Origin of the sequence: Microbulbifer sp. GL-2 (assembly GCF_007183175.1) — a bacterium.
Classification (GTDB): Bacteria; Pseudomonadota; Gammaproteobacteria; order Pseudomonadales; family Cellvibrionaceae; genus Microbulbifer.
Genome location: NZ_AP019807.1, coordinates 4,062,268 through 4,082,615, shown reverse-complemented (window position 1 = coordinate 4,082,615; position 20,348 = coordinate 4,062,268). Strand labels below are relative to the sequence as shown.

Below are 20,348 nucleotides of genomic sequence, written 5' to 3'. Positions count from 1 at the left end.
GAATGATAGCTCTACCCCCACCGCAGCAATAACCGCCCATTTTCGACGATTGTCCATCGAATCAGCCTGCCGTAGTGGAAAAAACTGTTAAGTGCTTAATACACAGGGCAAAGCCAGTGAACTGAATGGAATTCAAGGGACGCTCAACGGTCCTAGCCGATAGCTGGTTGCGTCCCGGTGGTTGTATTTATTACCACCAGAAAATGTGCCCTTTCCCAGGATCGAATCCATCTGAGATACTTATGGCCTTGCCTAAAACCGTAAAACCAAATACCAGTACTGCGATCCTTCAAATTATCCAGCAAGCGCGGGAGGTACTGCCATTCACTATGCCCGCTGCTCAGCTCTGTGCTGGCCCCTGTAAAGTCTGCCCAAAGAAACTCTTGGAGCTATTAGATAATGAAATCATAGATTGGGAGCAGAAACTCGAAAAAGGCGAGACCCCTACTCTTGGCGACGTTAATAAATTTGGCCGTCTATGTAAAAAGATCCATCGAGCAATTTCGAACAATGGGCTTATTTAGTGTGACTTAAAGGTCGGTGTTCATGTACCTTGAGTATGTATATAGGGCCAAGGAGCCTCAGATTAAAAATCACAACCAATTTACAAAACTGGCCAAAAACTCTTCACACCCTATTCCAAAATCAGCCACGAGAGGGTCTGAAATACTTTAACGGGTATCTCTAACCAAGAGGTTGAGGCCATTGAGCGGGTGAAGTCCATAAACTCTACTTGGACACTACGCATTGTGGTAATTTGGCGTGCAAACGTTTTTCTTGTAGCCGATTTCATCATGAGCCAAAAATCACCTGCACAATTCAATATCCTGATCGTTTAAAATTGTTTTATGGAATCGTTCGCAGATGCCGTATTGAGCAATCAGGTCTTATGTTTAATGATGCGATCATTATTCTCTATTACATATCACATTAATTAATATATCTCTGAGCCCAGGCTCCAATAACGCTGCCGACATATTCAGCATCTGATTTTTTCATAAGCAAGTGATCGGCATTATCTAAGGAAATAAAGCTTTTAGGATGGTGCGCAGCGCCAAATATTTTTGCAGCATGATCAATAGAAACAGTGCTATCTATTGGTGAATGCATAACCAGTAAGGCTTTCCTTAATTCCTTAAGGTTAACCAAGATGTCTGCTTCATTTATGTCGTCGATAAACTGCTTTTTAAGTGTAAACTCTCGGCCAGCAAGCACCACTCTTGCCTGTCCTGTTTTATTGATGTTATCGAGCTTATCTTTAAACATATGCTGGATATGTTTAACATCACTTGGAGCGGCTATAGTAACAACAGCTTTAGCTGCCTTTAACATACAAGCGGCTTTTAATACGGCAGCACCACCAAAACTATGCCCAATTAGCAATTTTGGTGCTTCAAAGCGGTTTTCGATTTCATTGTAAGCACTAAGCAAGTCTTCAACATTAGATGAAAAATTAGTATTGGAAAAATCTCCATCACTGTTACCTAACCCAGTGAAATCAAATCTTAATACTGATATTCCTTTGTTAGTCAATGATTTGCTAATAGCGCTCGTAGCAATGATATCTTTTGAGCATGTGAAACAATGTGCAAAAATTGCATATGCCTTTGGGCTCCCGGTGGAATTCTCTAATTTACCCTTTAATTCCACGCCATCACGATTTGGGAAGTTAAACTCCATAATGCTATCCAATATAGATTGATTATAAAACACTCTAATCTTAACAAAGAAAAACACCTCTCTAAGTGCCCCCACCCGAATTGGATTGCCTCCAGACACATAGATCGTGATGGCTGAACCTATACCACTAAGCCTACTGAAAAAGATCATAGGTAAAATAAGTTTGTTTTCATTTCAAGCTCCTATAACAATTGGCTAATGTCCAAAACTTGCGATTTATCGTAGTACATATTGTTAGCTCAATAATCGGCTCGATTGGAGGAGCAATGTTTCCAAAATAGACACAATCGAGTGGCCTTGATAAGTTTCCAGACTGTTTTGAGTTGACTGGACTTCAACCTATTCCAGGACTCCGATGATCCCATTTGAGGCTCCATTTACCCTGAATGATTTTAACTAAATCAATAATCAACGTATTCATATCTGAACTTTTGAACCTTTCTTACAGTCATACTTTGCCAATTGAGTTCTGCAAATTTTTAATAGGTACTGACCGACATGGACCGACGTGATTTCACCAAGCTTTTCTTTGGGGCCGCTACTACGTACGCTTTACCCCAACCACTCCTTGCCTTAGACGTTTTACCAAGTAATTCAGTGAATGCTGATGACGAACTTCAACGCCTTGTTCGCTACCGTATTCTCAAGCAACACGTGGCATATGCAGCGGTTGCGGGCACTCTGAAGTCTTCTGATCGCGGTATCATTACTGTTCGAGACCCTGAAGCCAAGGACAATTATCGGCTAGGGGGCGATACGATTTTTGAAGTTGCGTCGCTGACTAAGATTTTTACGGCCCTGTTATTAGCTGTTGAAGTCGTGCATAAGCGAGTACGACTCGATGATCCTCTTCAGGATTATGTACCAGACGGTGTAAAGACTCCAACTTTTCAGGGGCAGCAAATCACCCTCGCCGACTTGGCCACGCATGGCGCTTCCCTTCCGCTAAGACCAAATAATCTTGCGGCATCGGTACCCGATGCGCCTAATAAATATGCAGGTTACTCCTTTGAGCAGCTCTATGGTGGCTTGCCAAGCTATCATCTGGAAGTCAGTCCGGGTTCTCAATTCAATTATTCAAACCTGGCTTTTGGGCTCTTAGGCCAAGGAATTGCTTTGAAGGAAGGCAGCTCTTATATGGAGTTATTGCGAGATCGTGTGGTAGAGCCTTTAGGGTTAAGAGATACCACTTTTGTGGATGATCCCAAGAAGTCTGCTCGGCGAGCCCAAGGCCATGACTTTTATCTCAGCCCGATCGGCCCGACAAGCGATGGAGTGCTCTCACCAGCTGGCGGTTTACGATCGACCGCCAACGACCTCCTCACTCTTCTCGACTTATTTATTAATGGTCGTGGTCCCAAAGATCTGGTAGCTGCATCACGTCTTATGTTGTCAATTGATAGGCCGGGAGGCAGTGATATCACTCGTATGGCCCTGGGTTGGCGCAGAACGACCACCCATGGACAAACTTACTATTGGTCAAACGGTAGCAGTGATGGATCGCGCACATTTATGGGCTTTAATCCGGAGCAGAAAGCTGGCGTTGTCGCCCTTGCAGATGCTGCGAGTGGCGAAGGGCTGGATGACATTGGTCATCATTTCTTAAACCCCCAGCAGACGGTATCAACCGACATCGTCCCTACCCCAACTTTTGTAACTTTACCGGAGGATGTACTTCTAAGAGGGGTCGGACGCTACGAGCATGCGCCGGACGATATAATTGAGATCAGCCGTGGTCATACAGGCCTTATTGTTTCAGCAGGGTACGGGGAATTCGTAATTCGGCCACAAGCGCCCACAATTTATGCATCGAAGATGGTGCCAGGGCTGACCATCGAATTTGAAGGTGCCGATATGGGCCCTGCCCGCTCGCTTATACTCCGTCAAGATGGAAAAACTTATATTTACAAGCGTGGGTCATAATTTGTACAGCAATCAAGCAGGCCAATCTATCCCAGGGTTTTGGATTATTCCTGTAACTAGTAGGGGGTTAAAGTTTTGCTAACTTTATCAAGCCTTAGAAAGCGTATTAAAAGCGGGGATTGAGAGGCCAGCACTAAAGCCACCATCTACATTAATAGCTTGGCCATTTACAAACCCACAGTCAGGAGCTGCCAAGAAATGTATTAGTGCCGCAATTTCCTCAGGACGGGCTATACGCTGCAAAGGCACTGCCAGCCGTTCCACTGCGTGCTGCCGCTCTCCTCCTCTAGCATGTGCCATTGGTGTATCTACTGAGGTGGGGCATATTGCATTAACCCGAATATTCCTTTCCCCCAATTCAAGCGCTGCCGTTTTAGTAATACCAATAACAGCCCATTTTGAAGCAACATATGGTCCCAGGTTAGGTACCCCAGATACTCCGGCAACTGATGCAATATTAACGATGGCCCCACCTCGCCTCATATATGGCGTGGAATGCTTAATACCATGAACAACACCCATGGTATTAACCCCAAAATTACGCATAAAGTCTTTGCTGCTGCTGTTACTTAAGGCATTGTAGCCCTCATTGATTCCCGCACAATTAACAAGGATGTCAATTTCCCCATATTTCTTTCCAGTCATTTCCATTAATTCTTCAACCTGAGATTCCACCGAGACATCTGTTTTTACATAGTCACCCCCGCCAATCTCTTGCAGAGCCTTTTGCCCTCTTCCTCGTGATGCAATAATTATTTTTGCGCCGGCCTGATGGAATCGCTTTGCCGTACTTAAACCTATACCGGAGCTTCCACCAGTAATAACGGCGACCCTGTCTTCTAAACTAAAAAAATCACCCATAGTCTCCAAGTCCAAATTAACCAATACAGTACATATCGCATCAATTATATGATGCGCTGTCCCTAGCTCCTGACTTTAGTACCCTACTCTGGCGATCAATCCGGTAATATCGGTGCTTACACATACAATAGTTTTCTGTTGTGGAACATATTATTTCTGTAATTTTGGAGGCTACTGAAGTAATAGTTAGATAAGGGCACCCAAAACGGGGAAAGCTCGTCAGGATGCCCAGTTTATAGTTTATTAATTATCGCTTAGGTCGTTTACGATAAACTTTTCCCAAGAACCCACCGCCTTGCGGTTTGCATTTGCCCTGCCATCCTGCTCAGCTACGATATAGTTACCGTGTTGAGTGTTAAATAAGGAAATTTCATCACCATGTTGCAAGCAATCCGTATCGTCAGTGTGGTTGATTAACTTAAAGGTTTCCCAGCTGTACCGAGCAGTTCTATCAACATCCAGTGCACCACTTTGTTGGGCACTATAGTAATAACCCTCAGTGCTTTGAAGCCATACTTCATCACCGCTAATAAGGCAGCCCTGCACTATACTATTACCAGTAAGAATAATAGTCTCATAGCTACCTATTGCAGAAGCCTTGGCGTTGGCTGTTTCACCATAACCTCCATTACCCTCTGCGCCCAGGTATTTCCCATGGGCCCCTTTTAGAGCAACTTTTAACGACTTCACTGCAGGTTTACCCACAGCCATATATCCTACAATAGCTTGTATATTATCCCCTTTATTTCTGTTCGCCTCTTGTACCATCAGGCTAATTTCAAAGGTACCCGTTTTCTTGTTTCTGATGCGAGTATCCAGAGTTTCATTTTTGTCTTTACCCTGGACTTGGCTAATGAGTAGATAGTCCTGTAAATCGACCCCAACCGTTTCAAAGTCCGGGGATCCGTTCAAGTCATCTTCCAAGGCAACAGCACCAACATGGAGTTTTAGGCCATTTGCTATTGTGTAAGTACCTGCCTCCATCACCACATAATGTAGTGTTTCTGAAGTATGGTTGCCATCATTCCAGGCAAATTCTGCCACACGCACATCGAAACTGGTCGATGTAATATTGCGAATCTCAGTTGTTACAGGGTCAGTGCCTGCAATACCAATAACCGAGGCAAATACCACCGGATTATAGTAACTGAAATCCAACTCGATTGTGGTCCATTCATGATTTACATCATACGCCTTGTCTGCCTCACCACCCACAAAGCGATGATTTTTAAAGCGTATGACATCGACCTGTTCACCTTCATGGTTTAATTCTGAATCCTGTGACTGATCCTCTACGTTAATCAGGAAGCATTCACCGTTATCGGCCTCAACCATACGTAAAATTGTTGGGTCAACACCATTAAAGCTGACATTTTGGTGCAGCAATACATCACTGGAGCTCTCACAGTTAGTATGGCCTGTATTAGTTGCTGCATCTGTCACGCCGCTTACTTGGTATCCGTTCACCGAAGCTGTTTCAATCGTAGATGTGTTGTTGGCACCAGCCAATTCCCACATTTCTCTATCTGTTAAATCATCTACATTAGCTTCCCAGCTATAGCTCAGGGTTTTACCATCTACCTCTAAGGTTGTCTCCCACACATGTCGGTTTTCAGCCCAGCTCCAGTACCATTTGCTTTTGATCTTGGATTGCGAAACAGTGAAAATAAAGTTGCTGAAGCTATCATGCGTCTGGGTGTTGCCGACAACTGTTGCCCATACTTGCTCATCATCATTGCAGCTGTAAATTTCTATAGCTTCCTCATTACGCATGAAGGTTTTTGTATCCAGGCAATGACGATAAACAGCGATATACCCATCACCCTCACGGGCAAATAACCAGTTTTGAAAACTGGTTGCTTCATCGAATTGCTCCGTTGGCCAATGCAAGTTTACTGGCGCTGTTAAGAAGTCATCTACGGGTAAAAAGCTCGTTGCTCTGTTTAATCCATCCATAAAACGTAGCTCCATCGCAGGTTTATACAAAACTAAAGCTACATTTTCATTTTGCCTGACATAAGGTAAGTGCGTATTCATTTGCTCCTGTCCACCGGCCTTCCAACCACCGTATTCCGCACCTGATCGAGTATAAACCGGGATGGTACCGGTTGTGGCTATCCAGGGCAGCTGCTGCCAGCCAGCATTGCCTGCATGGAAATCCTGATATGATGATAGCTGTACATTACCGTGGCGATACAGATCCATGGTTTTCTCTGAAATAATGGAGCTGGTAGTGAAAGGTGCACTGGTTTCTGTGAGGAGAACACCAGACATATCCACTACATCGTCGGCCAAATTAGATTCCACTATCAAATCTTCTAAAAAGAAATTCAACCCGGCAAGCGGGTTCAGATAATATTCCAGCATTTCATCAAGGAGCTCTGGATGTGCATAGGCACCGGCTGATTGAGAAAAAATCAGCTTATCCTGGAGGTCCAGTCCAGCCCACACTGAGTCAACTTCGGTTATGGGGTGACCTGAAGAATAGCTTATGTTGATTTCGCCACTAAGCTTTTCAAGGCGATTGTAAGCAACACTACTCACATCCAATGTAGTCATGGCAAATATATCCATATGGTTACCGCCGGTAAAATCTTGTGGACCTTTGCCAGTGATCAAAGCTGTATATCTCGTAAATTTATTATTCAAAAAGTTTAGATCTTGATGAACATTCTCGTAAGTTCGCGAATCGACCGCTATAGCAGCACCAAGGTCATTGGTAACCATTGCAATATCATTGAGAAGAATGAGGGCAACCTGCCCGGCCAGGGTTTTGATCTCCTGGTCCTGAGCATAGTCATATAAATTTAATAATGCGGTTAGAGAGAACGGGCTGTAAATATTTGATGTGGACTCATAAATACCATATTGCTTTTTCACTCTTAGATAACGCACCAGTCGCTCTCTTAGCTTTTCAGGCCCGCCACCGATATTCCAGCCTTCCATCTCAGATAGCAGCCAGCCGGAAGATAACCACATAAGTACGTGGTTCTCAGAGGTGTAGACTCTTTTTCCCTCTGTATCTTCATCCTGCCAGTAAGGAAGCTTAATTATTTCATTGAGAATAATTTCATCGTACTCATCACTTTCCGCCAATATGCGAATATATTCTATCAGGCGCATATCGGGATTTTTATAAGCATGTTTTCCTGGTGTAAAAAGATCGGTCAAACTTTGGGACAGCGCTTCTTTGTCTAGCGGCAAGTCGAAGTAAGCCCTGAGTACGGGATGATCGTTATTTGGCTCTGATTTAGCGGAATCGAGGTAACGCTCCATATAGGCCATCTGTCGATTACGAAAGCCCTCTAAATAGGTAGGGTATGACGTTGTATCATAGTCTGCCAGCGTCCATTGCTGCGCATGATCTTCAGAATTTTGGGCACCGGTACTGAACCAGTCAGATATATCGAGATCCAGTCCAAAGTAATTTAATGCTGTAACCGTGCCGTCCGCCACGCCATAGAAGAAATTTAGTGAACCTTCAATCACTGTTGTTAGTCCATCGTATATCCATTCACCGGTATCCACAAAGAAGCCGATGGCTGCAGTTACGCCATCTTCTACAGTTGTCACTATATCTTCGACAACTTCCTCAACTCTCTCTTCAACCGTATCCCAAGTATCGACAACCCAGCTTGTAAATCTGTCCCATAGACCGGCATGGGCGTATGCGGGCATGATAAGAATAAATATAAGTGCGAAACACGCACCTATTTTCTTAATTTTCATGAATAAGTCCTAGGTTATTATTTTTGGTTAAATAAAAATTATCTTGGTGGGTGGGCACTTATATTGTTGGAATTTAATCATATAAACTGGGCATGATTTGAGTTTTTATTTGATGCCGTATATTAGATCTAAGTCCACGTTGTATAAGTGAAGCATGCACGGCTTGATGGGCCTTTGCGCAACGCAATAATAATGTAAGGCTTTACAGCGTACCAAGTCAAAAGGAATGACTAGATATAATTAAAAAGTCACATAAGTTGGTCTGGGTCGAGATGTTATTTTGCAATTAAAGGTGGTGCTTGATTGCATTTTTAGGCTATAGGTTGTCCGATATTTTCTAATGTCTTCAGTGATTAAACGGCTAGAGCAAGTAGTTTTTTCACCTCGCAAGTAGCTCGCTTCCATGTCGGCATGGAAGGTAGATGCCTGGCTGATCAAGCTAGTCAATCAATAATAGTTACCATAATGATTAGATTACTAGCAGTCAGATCTTCTGATAACTAACTGTTGGAAAATTAGATGTAATAGAAAAACCGAAAGGTAGGGGTTGCCTTTTTCAGATTGTTATCTCGTCAATTTCCAAGAAGGCACAATAGGGAATCGATTTGCAGGGCTGGTTGCATATAATTCCGGTCATCCATGATGGGATATTATTGCTCTCAACAATTGTTGGTAATGGTGTGAGCTAAATAAAGTCACTCAACTCCTGTGCGAACGGGTCTTCAAGTGCACATTCGATCCAGGTCAATGAGAAGCATGGTGTAGAGGTGTTTGAGTTCATGTACTGCCCCTTCATTTAATGCCGTGTTTCAATCTCGGGCCCTTGATGAGTACTATCAGCACCTAGGGGCCGGGAAAGGCGTATCCGAATCTGTTTCTCAACCTCGATAATTGCAAATAGGGCTATTCCTATCCCAACGATGAGTACTCCATCCCGTAGTGATACGGCTTCGGTGACGAACACGCTTTGTAAAGGAGGAAGATAGGTAATGGCGAACTGACCTGCGGTAACCATGATTACAGCCAGCCATATAACTCTGGTGCCGCAAACTGCTCTCCATGTCAAAGAGGTACCGTACATGTTACGAATAAAGAAGAGGTGGAATATTTCCATCACCACTAGTGTATTCATCGCCATAGTACGCGCCAGATTTACTGAATATTGCTGATCAATTGCATAGGTGTAGATCCCAAATACGCCACAAAGGAACAGAATACTGACCAGTGCGATATGCCATATCAGCACTCCTGTCAGCAACGGCTGGTTGCGAGGCCGGGGGGAGCGACGCATGGTGTTTTCCTCGGTGGGCTCAAATGCGAGCGCAATGCCGAGTGTGACCGCAGTTATCAGATTCACCCACAGAATCTGTATAGGTGTTATCGGCAGTACCATCCCAAACATCAGTGCCACAATAATGGTGGAGGACTCTCCGGCGTTGGTTGGCAGGGTCCAGCTGATCACCTTCTTGATATTGTCGTAAACAGTACGTCCCTCGCGTATGGCGGCGTCAATCGAGGCAAAATTGTCATCAGCCAGTACCATTTCTGCGGCTTCCTTGGCAGCCTCACTGCCCTTTCCGCCCATCGCTATGCCGACCTCGGCGCGTTTGAGAGCGGGTGCATCGTTAACACCATCACCGGTCATCGCTACAGTCATACCGTGCGCTTGCAAGACAGTCACAAGCCTCAATTTATGTTCCGGGCTGGTGCGGGCAAAAATATCGACGTCCAGAACTTCTGTTCCCAATGTCGTATCATCGAGGTTGTCAATATCCACACCGGTCAGCGCATTTTCGATGTTCTGCAGACCGATCTGCTGCCCAATGGCTTTAGCAGTTGCACTATGGTCTCCGGTGATCATCTTCACTCGGATACCGGCCCCGCGGCATTCCGCCACCGCCGCAATCGCCTCCTGACGAGGTGGGTCGATGAATCCGACCAGGCCGAGAAAGATCAGCGCACTCTCCAGGTCAGTTTGTTCCAATACGGTGTGTTCCGGTTTTACGGGTTTCGTAGCCAGTGCAAGCACGCGCTGGCCCTGTGCGGCAAGCTCGTTAACTAATTCCCGCCAGTGGGCTTCATCTAATGGTGCGGTATTCCCTTCGGTAGTACGACAGTTTTTACACATTGCCAGAATCTGTTCCGGCGCACCCTTTACAGCAATCAGGGCGTGGTTTTCATGGTCGTGATCCAGCGTCGCCATAAACTTGTGGGCAGAGTCAAAGGGGATGATATCGGTACGGGTCCACTGACGGCGCGCTTCACCGTCTTCCAATCCTGCTTTTGCAGAAAAGGCCAGCAGTGCGCCTTCCATGGGATCACCTTCGACGCTCCATATGCCTTCGTGTTTCCGAAGTGCTGCGTCGTTACACAGGGCCGCCACACGGGCAAGTTCGAGTAAGGGTGGATAATTCGATACAGGAACCGGACTGTTCTCGAGGGATACCTCTCCCTGCGGCTCATAACCATCACTCTCCACGACATACCGGCGTTGGTACATAATCACCGATGTAACGCTCATCTCGTTGCGTGTGAGCGTCCCGGTTTTGTCTGTGCAGATTACCGATACCGACCCCAGTGTCTCAATGGCCGGAAGGCGGCGGACGATGGCACTGCGGCGCGCCATGGCTTGCACACCTACCGCCAGTGTAATGGTTAATACTGCTGGCAGGCCTGCCGGTATGGCTGCCACTGATAGACCCACGACCGCCATGAACAGCTCGGAAAAATCACGGTGCAGAACAAATAGTCCGAAGACGAAGATCAGCGCGGCAACTGCCAGAATAAAAATTGCTAGCCATCTGGCGAATGTCCCCATTTGCTCCACTAATGGGGTTGTCAGGGTTTCGACCTTGTCGATCATACCGCTGATACGCCCGATTTCGGTATCTGCTCCGGTGGCTACCACCACGCCCATACCCTGCCCGCTGGTGACAGTGGTGCCACTGTAGGCCAGGCAGGAGCGGTCACCCAGTGCAATATTGGCGTTAACCGGGTCGGTTTGTTTTTCCACAGCGAGTGACTCGCCGGTTAGTATCGCCTCTTGGATCTGCAGGCCGTGAGTCTTTAGCAGTCGGAGATCGGCCGGCACCTTGTCGCCGGCCTCGAGCAATACGATATCACCGGGAACGAGCTTTTCGCTCTCAACGGTAATTCTCTGATTGCCTCGCAATACTGCAGCTCGTGGTGCAAGCATATGCCTGATGGCATCCATCGCCTTTTCTGCCTTGCCTTCCTGGACAAAGCCGATAATGGCATTAACGACAACCACAGCAAGGATCACGACGGTATCCACCCAATGTTGCAGAAGAGCTGTGATAAGCGCCGCACCCAACAGGACATAGATCAATATATTGTTGAAATGTGCGAAAAAACGCCGCAACAGTCCGTGCCTGGGCGGCGTCGCTAAGCAGTTGGGCCCGTGGGTTTTGAGCCTTGTTAGTGCTTCGCTTTCGCTGATTCCTGTAGTCGTCGTCTCCAGCTCGGAGAGCACCTCATTTCGTGGCAACGCATGCCATTTCCTTTCAGGTTTCATCTAGAATCCGGGTTGCCTTTGCTGGAATCCATATTTTTATCTCCGGCTGAGGATAGCAACATCGCGAAAATCGGTAGGTGGTGCGACTGACGGGTAGTAGAAAGTGTGTAGGTAACTGAGCCTCACCCTATTATTCTGCGGCCTCTGCAAAGCTACATTACAAGGGAAAATGAAAATTCACCCTGCGGTACAATCGGCGACAGAAGCAGCTCAAGCCTCTGTACAGCTTATGCTGGAGATCAGGTTTAGGGAATTCCATATTTATCTGCCAGCCTATCGATATCTGCTCGGGACCTGGAATTACTGGGACATTTAGCTCGGAACCATGGATTCAGGTCGCTATCAGTATTGCCAGGTGGTGAGTCTTTAACATCAAAACAGCGATCCCCAACTTGAACAAAGGTACTGGTAGCAGTTCTATAATTAGCCTCCGTGGGTTGGAACCTCCCGACTTTACTGCGCTCCCTGACCAGCTTCTTTTCTAAAACGGGATCAAAAACTGTGGCTTGGCGTTTGGCACCTGAATCAGGCGACACATTATCCATGTTCTCAGACCCCAACAACGAGCGTGTCCTTGGTTTGGGAAATGGCATGCTTTCCCCCTCTTGAGTCTGGGCTTCTATCTCAGTCCGAGGAACCTCAGGTATTGAGGTTGATTTACCCCGACCCTGTTTATCGGGATGGGAAGAGGCTTGAGGTTTCTCTAACTCAATCTCCTGTGGATTTGCCGGGCCAGTGTTTGGCGCGAGTGAGGCTTCAGTATTCTTACTGCTCAGCAGTATTATTTCGAGTGGTGAAGGAAAATCTGTTGTCGTATCTGGAGTCGGCGTAAATGGAATGGCAACCAATGCTGCATGTATGCCAAGTGCAATAACCGTTGAGATTACCAGGCGCCAAACATTCGTGATATCGCTGTTGGTACGCAAAGGAACTGTTGTCTTGAAATCCATCAACTGCATAGACCAAATCATCAGAAGAGATGGTCAGAGTCCTTTTATCAAAAAGTAATTATTGATCGCTTGGTTTCCAGGTATGACTTGACAGAGATCCAAAAGTTCTTGAATGCTTTAAAATATATAGCTGAGTGAGAATTTGTGGCTTGATATGAGCAAGGAGCTAAAGTTGCCTCCTCCTTTATTTGTGATTAAAGGCGGCAATCCCTACTCGCTAAATTCTTTGTCTGCAGCCAAGATTTACCCGTGAAGGCACACTATCGCAAGCCTACTTCCACAAATGTTTCTATTCTTTAGTAAGTGCAACCTCAAGCCAATCAAAGAGCTCTATAAATGGATAAGGTTTTAGTCACCGGCTTTGAACCATTCGGGCATACTCCTGTAAATCCTGCAGAACTGGTGATGCGTGTTTTGGATGGAACACGTATTGGAAACTCAGAAATTATTGGGGTCCTGGTTCCAAGTAACTTTTTTGAAAGTATTGATGTTGTAACTGCCGCTATAGAGGAAATTCGCCCACAGATAGTTGTGATGATGGGTGAATATGGTGGAAGATCGATGCTAACTGTGGAGCGAATAGCTCAGAATTTTAATGATTCCAGTCGTTACGCTTTGAAAGACAATCGCGGAGTGCAGATGCAAGGCGAGCCCACTGTGCCCAATGGCCCTGTAGCGTATCGTAGCAATCTTCCACTCAGAGCAATGGTCAGTGCCATGCGCGATGCAGGTGTGCCCTCAGATATTTCTGATACGGCCGCCACTTTCTGCTGTAACCATTTAATGTATGGCGTACTGCACTACATTGCCACCAATCAACTGAACATACGAGCAGGCTGGATACACCTGCCACAATTGCCTCAAGTCGCAGCATTGCCAGAAAATCTTGGCACGCCCAGTATGTCCAGGGAGACCGCGGCACTTGGTGTTCATGCTGGCATAGAGGCCGCCTTGCTACACTCTGTTGATATTGATATTCCTATCCCATCTAGACTTCAGATATAACTCATTAGAAAGGACATAGAACGTTGGAAATTGAATGCCTATGGGAATGTAATGATGGCTTGGGTGAAACGCCTATTTGGGTAGCAGAGGAAACATCTGTTTACTGGGCTGATCATGTAGGGCCCTCAATAGACTTGGCTGGCCCTCGAAGACCATCAATTAGACGACTGAATGTTACCACGGGTGAGCGTAAAACTTGGGAAATGCCTGAGCAAGTTGGCTCCTTTGGTTTCCGCCCGGGAGGCGGAATGGTTGCCGGCGCCAACTCAGGGTTCTGCACCATAGATTTGGATACGGGTTTATTTGAAAAAATAGTCAATCCAGAGCCAGACAAGCCCTTTAACCGTCTCAATGATGGGAAAATCGATCGCCGTGGACGTTTCTGGTGCGGCAGTATGGATACACAATTGAAGGATAAAACGTCGCATATTTACTGTTTGGAACCCGATTTCACCTTTCGCAAAGTTGCAAAAGACTTCTCCTTCGTATGCTCCAATGGGATTGCTTTTGACCCTCAAGATACTCGGATGTATTTCGGAGACACCTTTGCCGGAGTGATTTACGTCTTTGACCTGGATATTGATGAGGGGCAGATTAGCAATTGCCAACCTTTCTTCTCCGTGAAAGATCGAAAGCCCGCGATTGTTGATGGCGCCACTGTCGATGCTGAGGGTTACTACTGGTTTGCTCTAAATTTGGGGGGTAAGATCCTGCGAGTTGATCCTAAGGGACGCTTGGACCGAGAGATTGATCTGCCCATCCGAAGCCCTACATGTGTCACATTTGGTGGCGCTAATTATGAAACACTTTATGTCACTTCTCAGCAATCATTCGTTACGAGTGAGGAGCTGGCCCGCCATCCTCAACCTGGCAGTATTTTTGCCATCCATGGCCTTGGTGTCCGTGGGCTCCCAGAACCTAAATTCGGCTCATGACATTCTCATATTACCTTGCTTGAAAACTATTTTACGGCCAGTCACTCAATTTCAATTTGTACATTGAGTGCCAAAGGCTGAACAGCAAAAGTGATCCTTGCTGGATATGGACATGAGAAGGCTTTTTTATAAATCTTATTAAATTTAGGGGATTTTTTTGGTATCTATTAAGATAAACATGTACTTAACTTCATCCTCCATTTAGTAGCCATATTGATAGTTTCCAGCTCAAGCTAATTCTTGCCTTTCGACTTAATTCTGTTTCGATCACTTTTTCGTTACCATTTTAGTTATTGGTTTTGCGAAATGCTTCTCAGAAAAAACATAAAACAGTTCTATTTAATTTAACGCTTTGCAATCCACTTTAGATATCATACCGACTGTAAGTAACTGTCTGTGAACGCAGTTGTTCTTCGAATCTTTCAGTATGGATTTGCAGTCGTGAAAACATGAGGTTTCCATTAGTCATATAAGAGATCGCATCAACAATTGCTGTAGCAACTTATAATCACTAAAAGTTATCAGGAATAATAATGATAAATATCCAAATAAGCAGGTTGTGTCAGTGTTTGAAAAAGCTCTGCTCAGCGCTACTTACCGGTTTTACTTTGATTAGCTCGACACTCGTAGCAGAGACTGATCCATATTCAATGCTGGTCCAGTTCAACCTCTATTATGATTATGATACTGAACAACGTACTGATGATCATGCAAAGTATGCCCTGGAACTCCAACGTCGTCTTACTTACTCAACGCCTATCCGTTATACCCAGGTATTGGCAACACATAATAGTTATAACTCTGACGCTTATGGTGCAATCTGGGTGGGAGCAGAGCAATCTCTTAGGGTAAAAGATCAGATTGATGTTGGTGCTGAGATTATAGAGTTGGATTTGCATCAATTCAGCGGCGAACAGGTTTTTTGTCACGGGTCCTTTTACTGTAATTTCTGGTTTGATCCACAGCGTATACCTATTGCAACAGTATTAGGGGACCTGAAAGATTGGGCTTACAAGCAGGATCAACACGGCACCGATCGAACGGTAATAGTACATATCGAAAATGCAGTATCCTCTGGGGCGCAAGCCACTTTTAAAGCTCATCTTATTAGTCAAATAGGTTTGGATTACATTTATACCCCAGAGGATTATAAAGAGGACTTTCCCAATGGTCTTGAGGTTGCAAGTCACAAGCGAACTTCACTTCCGACCCGTGAGTTATCACGAAAAACAATCCGTCAGCATGATGGTCTGAATGGCAAAAAAAGATTCGTATTTTTTTGGACAAAAAATGACAGCAATACTGATAATAACCATGAGTCATTCGATGTGGTATTTGATGGTTGGGGAGGACTGAACCGACATTGGAAAAGTGGCGACGATGATAGCCTGGACAACTGGGATGACGGCATTAATACCATTGAGCACTATGATGTCAGTGCCACGGATAGCCGGTTTCAAAATAAAGGCTTGTGGTCCTGGGGCGAGGGTGAACCTAATGACCATGGTACCGGTGAGGACTGTGCTGTTATCAGGGGCGATGGACGCTTTAATGACCGCCAGTGTGACCGGTCCAGTGTATTTGCCTGCAAGAAACGTTTGAATGGCGCATTACATGTGGACGACTTAAAGGATGATGGTGCTACTGACTATCTCAGTATGTGGACTCTCACGACGGCAAAAGCTGCTTGGTCAAGTGGCGAGAGTGAATGCCAGTCCCTGGGCTCACAATGGCACTTCGACGTACCTCGGAATATGCTGGAAGCCCTTGCGCTAAAAGATAAGCTCGCAGCCGTAGGAGAAACAGTTGCCTGGGTAGCCTATACGGACCAGGAAGATGAGGGTGCAACGGAAGGGGACTTTATCATAACCACTGTCGATTACTGACAAACTGATTGCCCGGCCTGATCATCTAATGGTGATCAGGTTTCTAATTACGATCTTGCTAGCCCACACAGTGTTTGAATAAAATCAAGCCTACCCGCCTAATTCCACTGATTTGCGTATCCCTGGATTTCAGCAGCTAGAATTTACCTTATTGCGATGTATCTTCATGCCCGATTTCTAAGGAATTAATTTATGCGTATCCCCGCTATCCCACCAGATGATCTCAATGAAGAGCAGAAACCTATCTATGACGATATGAATGATGAGATGAGCGGCTACTTTTCTGGATTCATTAAAAAGCGTAAAGATGGCGCAATGCTCGGCCCCTGGGCTCCAGCTCTCTGTTATCCCATTTTTGGCAAACCCTGGTGGGAAAATATCAAGGCTATTTCCGATAAATCGTTGCTTCCCCCGTTAGTACGGGAGGTTGCTATTCTGGCTACTGGCGCTCACTTTAAGGCCGGATACGAACTCTATTCCCATACGGCTATTGGGGAGAGTGTCCACTTGGATTCCGATAAAATTGCCACTATTGCCGCTGGACAACGTCCCGGTGATCTGCCGCGTGAAGAAGGGATTGCCTACAGCATTGCCACTTCACTTGCCTCTGGTGGGCGACTTCCCGAGGCTACCTGGATAATGGCAGTTGATGAGTTTGGTGAGGATGGTGCTGCAGAGCTGATCTTCCTGATAGCTGGGTATCATCAACTATCAGCAATATTGAATGGCTTTGATGTTGGTATTCCCTGTGAGGAATCCCTGTAAAGTCAGTGGTTGAAAGATTAGCCTCAGCCCCTTGCTGCCACAAAAATACCGCTACCAATCAATAAAACTCCTGAGCCATACTTCAATGCGGGTACCTTGTTTGACCTACCGATAGTTGTGTGTGCCTTGATGGAAAAATAGACATAGCAGACCATCACCCCACCCACTGATAGTGTTGCTATCGTGAAGATAGCGAGAATATCTAGGGAGGTTACACTGGTTAGGTCGAGGAATGCAGGTAAAAAGCTCGCATAGAACAGGATTGCCTTTGGATTGCCCAAGGTAGTCAATAAGCCTAGAAGGAAGCTTGAAAAGTTGCCGCTAGAGTACAAAGCAGGCAACTTTACCTGGGCCTGTAGGCCTCTGACTTTACATTGGCTGAATATTAGGTTTACTCCAAGCCAAATAAGAAAGGCTGCTCCAGCATATTTAATGATGACAAAGAGACTACCCATGGCCTCAGCCAGGGTGGTCAGCCCAAATAGTGCCAACAAGATAAATAGATAATCACCTGCAACAATTCCCATAACCGCAATCAAACCCTGCCGGAGTCCCGATGTGAGGGCCCGGGAAACTACTGCCAGTACACCAGGCCCCGGTATCAGGGCCAAAACCAGCATTGAAATGAATAGTGCCAAAGATGCTGAGATTGTCATTTTGCTTTTCTAATTAGTATTTTTACAATTGTGATCTTATCGCCTAACAAATTCTCGGCAACTGCTCCCCCGGCAAGCGCTGTAACAGCCGGTCGCAACCCAGGTCGTTTCGAAGGATCACCTGTGCATGGCCCTCGCTTCCGACATGACCTATGATTTCACAAGATGAACCCACTTCGGTATTACGAAGAATTGAAGTTGCTAGTCTTGAGGATTTCTCAGGTATAAAAGCAACAAAACGCCCTTCATTGGCCACATAGAGAGGGTCAAGTCCGAGGATTTCACAGGCGCCCTGCACTGCTTCGCTTACCGGGATGCTGGACTCTTCCAAGACAAGCCCCCTGTTACAGCTTTCTGCCAACTCCACCAGTGCTGTGGCGAGACCGCCGCGCGTAAGATCTCGCAGACAATGAATTTCGACACCTCCTCGCAACAACTTGGCCACGGCACCATTGAGTGGTGCGCAGTCACTTGTCAGGGAGCTTTCAAACTTCAGGCCTTTGCGGTTGGCCATCACAGAAATCCCGTGGCGCCCGATATCCCCTGAGAGCAGAATCAAATCTCCACTACGAATGCGACTGGGGTTGATGGGCTGATTTCCCTGCAGGACCCCAACGCCGCTGGTGTTAATATAGATTCCATCGCCTTTCCCCCTCTCCACCACCTTGGTATCACCAGTAACCAGCTCGACTCCGGTTTTCCTTGCGGCTTCAGCCATTGACGCGAGTACCTGTTCGAGAGTTGCCATTGGCAGGCCCTCTTCCAGAATCAGTCCGCAACTCAGGAATTTCGCCTCGGCGCCCGCCATTGCCAGGTCATTTACTGTGCCGTAAACAGCAAGCTCGCCAATATTACCACCGGGAAAAAACAGTGGAGTAATCACAAAGGAATCAGTAGTAAAGACCAGTCGATCCGAGTCCCATGGGAGTGTTGCGCTGTCGTAGGCCTGGGATATCCAGGAATTATTAAAGAATGGCTGGATGTGGTTGGTGAGTAGGTGCTGTGTCATCTCACCGCCACTACCATGGCCGAGCTTGATGGTTTGTTCAGTTCTTGAGGGTAGCGGGCACTGGATGTTCATTAGATCTCTCCTGCTGGCTATAGCGATAATATGCAGAGCAGGCGCCCTCTGAGGACACCATCGGTGCTCCCAAAGGCTGCTCCGGGCGGCATTCCTTGCCGAAGTGCGGGCAGTCTTTTGGTTTCTTATGGCCGAGCATAATGTCTCCGCTCATACAGTCGTGCCGTTCGGTGGTTTTTATATTATTGATATCAAACTTTACCGTGGCGTCGAGGCTAGCAAACTCATCGTTAAAGCTAAGCCCACTTTGTGGAATCGATCCGACACCGCGCCAGTGTTGTGTTGAAATCCTGAAAACACTCTGTATCAGATCCTGGGCTTGTCGATTGCCAACCCGCTCGACCGCCCGCCGGTACTGGTTCTGTACCTGGCAAGCCCCCTGCTCCAGCTGGTCAACACACATCAGGATTCCCTCGAGGATATCCAGTGGCTCGAACCCGGTAATGACAATGGGAATACGATACTTCTCCGCGAGTGGCAGATAACGCTCATAGCCGGTTATTGAGCAAACATGGCCTGCGGCAAGGAACCCCTGCACCCGTGAGTCCGGTGCCGAGCAAATAGACTCTATTGCCGGAGTTACCAAAAATTGGGAAACCAGCATGGAGAAATTGCCTAGTGCCTTAGTTTTAGCCAGGGAAGCAGCCATAGCATTGGCTGCTGCGGTGGTTTCAAAACCTACGGCAAAAAAGACAATCTCCTTAGTCGGATTCTGCTCGGCAATTTGCACCGCCTGCAACGGTGAGTAGACAATACGGATATCGCCCCCGGCGGCTTTGACAGTCAGCAGGTCATGCTCCGAGCCCGGCACACGCAACATATCCCCGAAGGAACAGAAAATCACCTCGGGCAGTCTGGCAACGGCGATTGCGCGATCGAGCATTTCTAGTGGGGTAACGCAAACCGGGCAGCCGGGACCGTGTACCAACTCCAGCTCTTTTGGTAACAGTTGGTCGAGCCGGTTTCTGACAATGGCATGGGTCTGACCACCACAGACTTCCATCAGCGTCCAGGGGCTTGTCGTAATCCTGTGAATTTCTGCAGCGATCTTTTGAATACCATCGCTCTGGCGATACTCATCGAGGTACTTCATCGTCCCTCCGGTTTTCCGGAACTTCCAGTGCCTCCAGGTAGTGAAACACCTGCTCGGCCTCAGCTTCCTTAATCTGGCTGATGGCGATACCGACATGGACGATGACATAATCTCCAACTTGGGCATCGGGCACCAGGGACAAGTTAATTTCTCGAGCGATACCACCAAAGCGCACCTTACCGGTGCGTTCCAGCGGTGAATTTCCAATTATATCTTCTATAAGACCGGGAACGCCGAGGCACATGGATA

General features: G+C 46.6%; 15 protein-coding genes. 6 read left to right on the top strand and 9 right to left on the bottom strand.

Annotation, left to right across the window (positions count from 1 at the left end):
* Nucleotides 1–242: 242 nt before the first annotated feature.
* Nucleotides 243–524, top strand: a complete 282-nt coding sequence (locus tag GL2_RS21565) for a hypothetical protein (RefSeq protein ID WP_172621192.1) — start codon at nucleotides 243–245, stop codon at nucleotides 522–524.
* Between the two features lie 406 nt (nucleotides 525–930).
* On the opposite strand, the gene GL2_RS17685 is transcribed toward GL2_RS21565, so the two are convergent.
* Nucleotides 931–1,680, bottom strand: a complete 750-nt coding sequence (locus GL2_RS17685; protein ID WP_172621191.1) for a S9 family peptidase — start codon at nucleotides 1,678–1,680, stop codon at nucleotides 931–933.
* A 498-nt stretch (nucleotides 1,681–2,178) separates the two neighbouring features.
* Between GL2_RS17685 and GL2_RS17680 the strand changes: the two genes are divergently transcribed.
* Nucleotides 2,179–3,603, top strand: coding sequence for a serine hydrolase (locus GL2_RS17680; RefSeq protein ID WP_143731979.1), 1,425 nt, complete (start codon nucleotides 2,179–2,181; stop codon nucleotides 3,601–3,603).
* Between the two features lie 87 nt (nucleotides 3,604–3,690).
* On the opposite strand, the gene GL2_RS17675 is transcribed toward GL2_RS17680, so the two are convergent.
* The 4 genes from GL2_RS17675 to GL2_RS17660 all read right to left on the bottom strand — a co-directional run bounded on the left by GL2_RS17675 (nucleotide 3,691) and on the right by GL2_RS17660 (nucleotide 12,687).
* The gene (locus tag GL2_RS17675; RefSeq protein WP_143731976.1) at nucleotides 3,691–4,464 is read right to left on the bottom strand and encodes an SDR family NAD(P)-dependent oxidoreductase; all 774 of its coding nucleotides are present in this window, start codon (nucleotides 4,462–4,464) and stop codon (nucleotides 3,691–3,693) included.
* A gap of 243 nt (nucleotides 4,465–4,707) precedes the next feature.
* Entirely contained in the window at nucleotides 4,708–8,193 is a 3,486-nt protein-coding gene (locus tag GL2_RS17670; RefSeq protein WP_143731974.1) for a hypothetical protein, read from the bottom strand.
* Nucleotides 8,194–8,989: 796 nt separating this feature from the next.
* On the bottom strand, nucleotides 8,990–11,728 hold the full coding sequence (locus GL2_RS17665) for a cation-transporting P-type ATPase (RefSeq protein ID WP_143731972.1): 2,739 nt from the start codon (nucleotides 11,726–11,728) through the stop codon (nucleotides 8,990–8,992).
* 245 nt (nucleotides 11,729–11,973) lie between these two features.
* The gene (locus GL2_RS17660; RefSeq protein WP_143731970.1) at nucleotides 11,974–12,687 is read right to left on the bottom strand and encodes a hypothetical protein; all 714 of its coding nucleotides are present in this window, start codon (nucleotides 12,685–12,687) and stop codon (nucleotides 11,974–11,976) included.
* 327 nt (nucleotides 12,688–13,014) lie between these two features.
* Here GL2_RS17660 and pcp point away from each other — a divergent pair, with 327 nt between their 5' ends.
* The 4 genes from pcp (at nucleotide 13,015) to GL2_RS17640 (ending at nucleotide 17,269) form a co-directional block, all read left to right on the top strand.
* The gene (gene pcp / locus GL2_RS17655) at nucleotides 13,015–13,683 is read left to right on the top strand and encodes a pyroglutamyl-peptidase I (RefSeq protein ID WP_143731968.1); all 669 of its coding nucleotides are present in this window, start codon (nucleotides 13,015–13,017) and stop codon (nucleotides 13,681–13,683) included.
* Between the two features lie 23 nt (nucleotides 13,684–13,706).
* Complete coding sequence (locus tag GL2_RS17650; protein ID WP_143731966.1) at nucleotides 13,707–14,618, top strand: SMP-30/gluconolactonase/LRE family protein; 912 nt, start codon at nucleotides 13,707–13,709, stop codon at nucleotides 14,616–14,618.
* A gap of 569 nt (nucleotides 14,619–15,187) precedes the next feature.
* Entirely contained in the window at nucleotides 15,188–16,504 is a 1,317-nt protein-coding gene (locus GL2_RS17645; protein ID WP_143731964.1) for a hypothetical protein, read from the top strand.
* 192 nt (nucleotides 16,505–16,696) lie between these two features.
* Nucleotides 16,697–17,269 carry a carboxymuconolactone decarboxylase family protein gene (locus GL2_RS17640; protein ID WP_143731962.1) on the top strand — a complete coding sequence of 191 codons (573 nt, stop codon included), beginning with the start codon at nucleotides 16,697–16,699 and terminating at the stop codon, nucleotides 17,267–17,269.
* A 23-nt stretch (nucleotides 17,270–17,292) separates the two neighbouring features.
* Here the strand turns inward: GL2_RS17640 and GL2_RS17635 are convergent, their stop codons facing one another.
* The 4 genes from GL2_RS17635 to GL2_RS17620 all read right to left on the bottom strand — a co-directional run bounded on the left by GL2_RS17635 (nucleotide 17,293) and on the right by GL2_RS17620 (nucleotide 20,343).
* Nucleotides 17,293–17,889 carry a LysE family translocator gene (locus GL2_RS17635; RefSeq protein ID WP_232053857.1) on the bottom strand — a complete coding sequence of 199 codons (597 nt, stop codon included), beginning with the start codon at nucleotides 17,887–17,889 and terminating at the stop codon, nucleotides 17,293–17,295.
* 79 nt (nucleotides 17,890–17,968) lie between these two features.
* On the bottom strand, nucleotides 17,969–19,006 hold the full coding sequence (gene hypE / locus GL2_RS17630) for a hydrogenase expression/formation protein HypE (RefSeq protein WP_143731958.1): 1,038 nt from the start codon (nucleotides 19,004–19,006) through the stop codon (nucleotides 17,969–17,971).
* Complete coding sequence (hypD, locus tag GL2_RS17625; RefSeq protein WP_143731956.1) at nucleotides 18,972–20,099, bottom strand: hydrogenase formation protein HypD; 1,128 nt, start codon at nucleotides 20,097–20,099, stop codon at nucleotides 18,972–18,974. Before hypD ends, hypE begins: the two co-directional genes overlap by 35 nt.
* Nucleotides 20,083–20,343, bottom strand: coding sequence for a HypC/HybG/HupF family hydrogenase formation chaperone (locus tag GL2_RS17620; protein WP_143731954.1), 261 nt, complete (start codon nucleotides 20,341–20,343; stop codon nucleotides 20,083–20,085). The genes hypD and GL2_RS17620 overlap by 17 nt, the downstream gene beginning before the upstream one ends.
* Nucleotides 20,344–20,348: the final 5 nt, after the last annotated feature.

Excerpts from the sequence above, each read along its gene's own strand:
- GL2_RS21565 (WP_172621192.1), top strand. The coding sequence starts at position 243 with ATGGCCTTGCCTAAAACCGTAAAACCAAATACCAGTACTGCGATCCTT.
- GL2_RS17685 (WP_172621191.1), bottom strand. The coding sequence starts at position 1,680 with ATGGAGTTTAACTTCCCAAATCGTGATGGCGTGGAATTAAAGGGTAAA.
- GL2_RS17680 (WP_143731979.1), top strand. The coding sequence starts at position 2,179 with ATGGACCGACGTGATTTCACCAAGCTTTTCTTTGGGGCCGCTACTACG.
- GL2_RS17675 (WP_143731976.1), bottom strand. The coding sequence starts at position 4,464 with ATGGGTGATTTTTTTAGTTTAGAAGACAGGGTCGCCGTTATTACTGGT.
- GL2_RS17670 (WP_143731974.1), bottom strand. The coding sequence starts at position 8,193 with ATGAAAATTAAGAAAATAGGTGCGTGTTTCGCACTTATATTTATTCTT.
- GL2_RS17665 (WP_143731972.1), bottom strand. The coding sequence starts at position 11,728 with ATGAAACCTGAAAGGAAATGGCATGCGTTGCCACGAAATGAGGTGCTC.
- GL2_RS17660 (WP_143731970.1), bottom strand. The coding sequence starts at position 12,687 with ATGCAGTTGATGGATTTCAAGACAACAGTTCCTTTGCGTACCAACAGC.
- pcp (WP_143731968.1), top strand. The coding sequence starts at position 13,015 with ATGGATAAGGTTTTAGTCACCGGCTTTGAACCATTCGGGCATACTCCT.
- GL2_RS17640 (WP_143731962.1), top strand. The coding sequence starts at position 16,697 with ATGCGTATCCCCGCTATCCCACCAGATGATCTCAATGAAGAGCAGAAA.
- GL2_RS17635 (WP_232053857.1), bottom strand. The coding sequence starts at position 17,889 with ATGCTGGTTTTGGCCCTGATACCGGGGCCTGGTGTACTGGCAGTAGTT.
- hypE (WP_143731958.1), bottom strand. The coding sequence starts at position 19,006 with ATGAACATCCAGTGCCCGCTACCCTCAAGAACTGAACAAACCATCAAG.
- hypD (WP_143731956.1), bottom strand. The coding sequence starts at position 20,099 with ATGAAGTACCTCGATGAGTATCGCCAGAGCGATGGTATTCAAAAGATC.
- GL2_RS17620 (WP_143731954.1), bottom strand. The coding sequence starts at position 20,343 with ATGTGCCTCGGCGTTCCCGGTCTTATAGAAGATATAATTGGAAATTCA.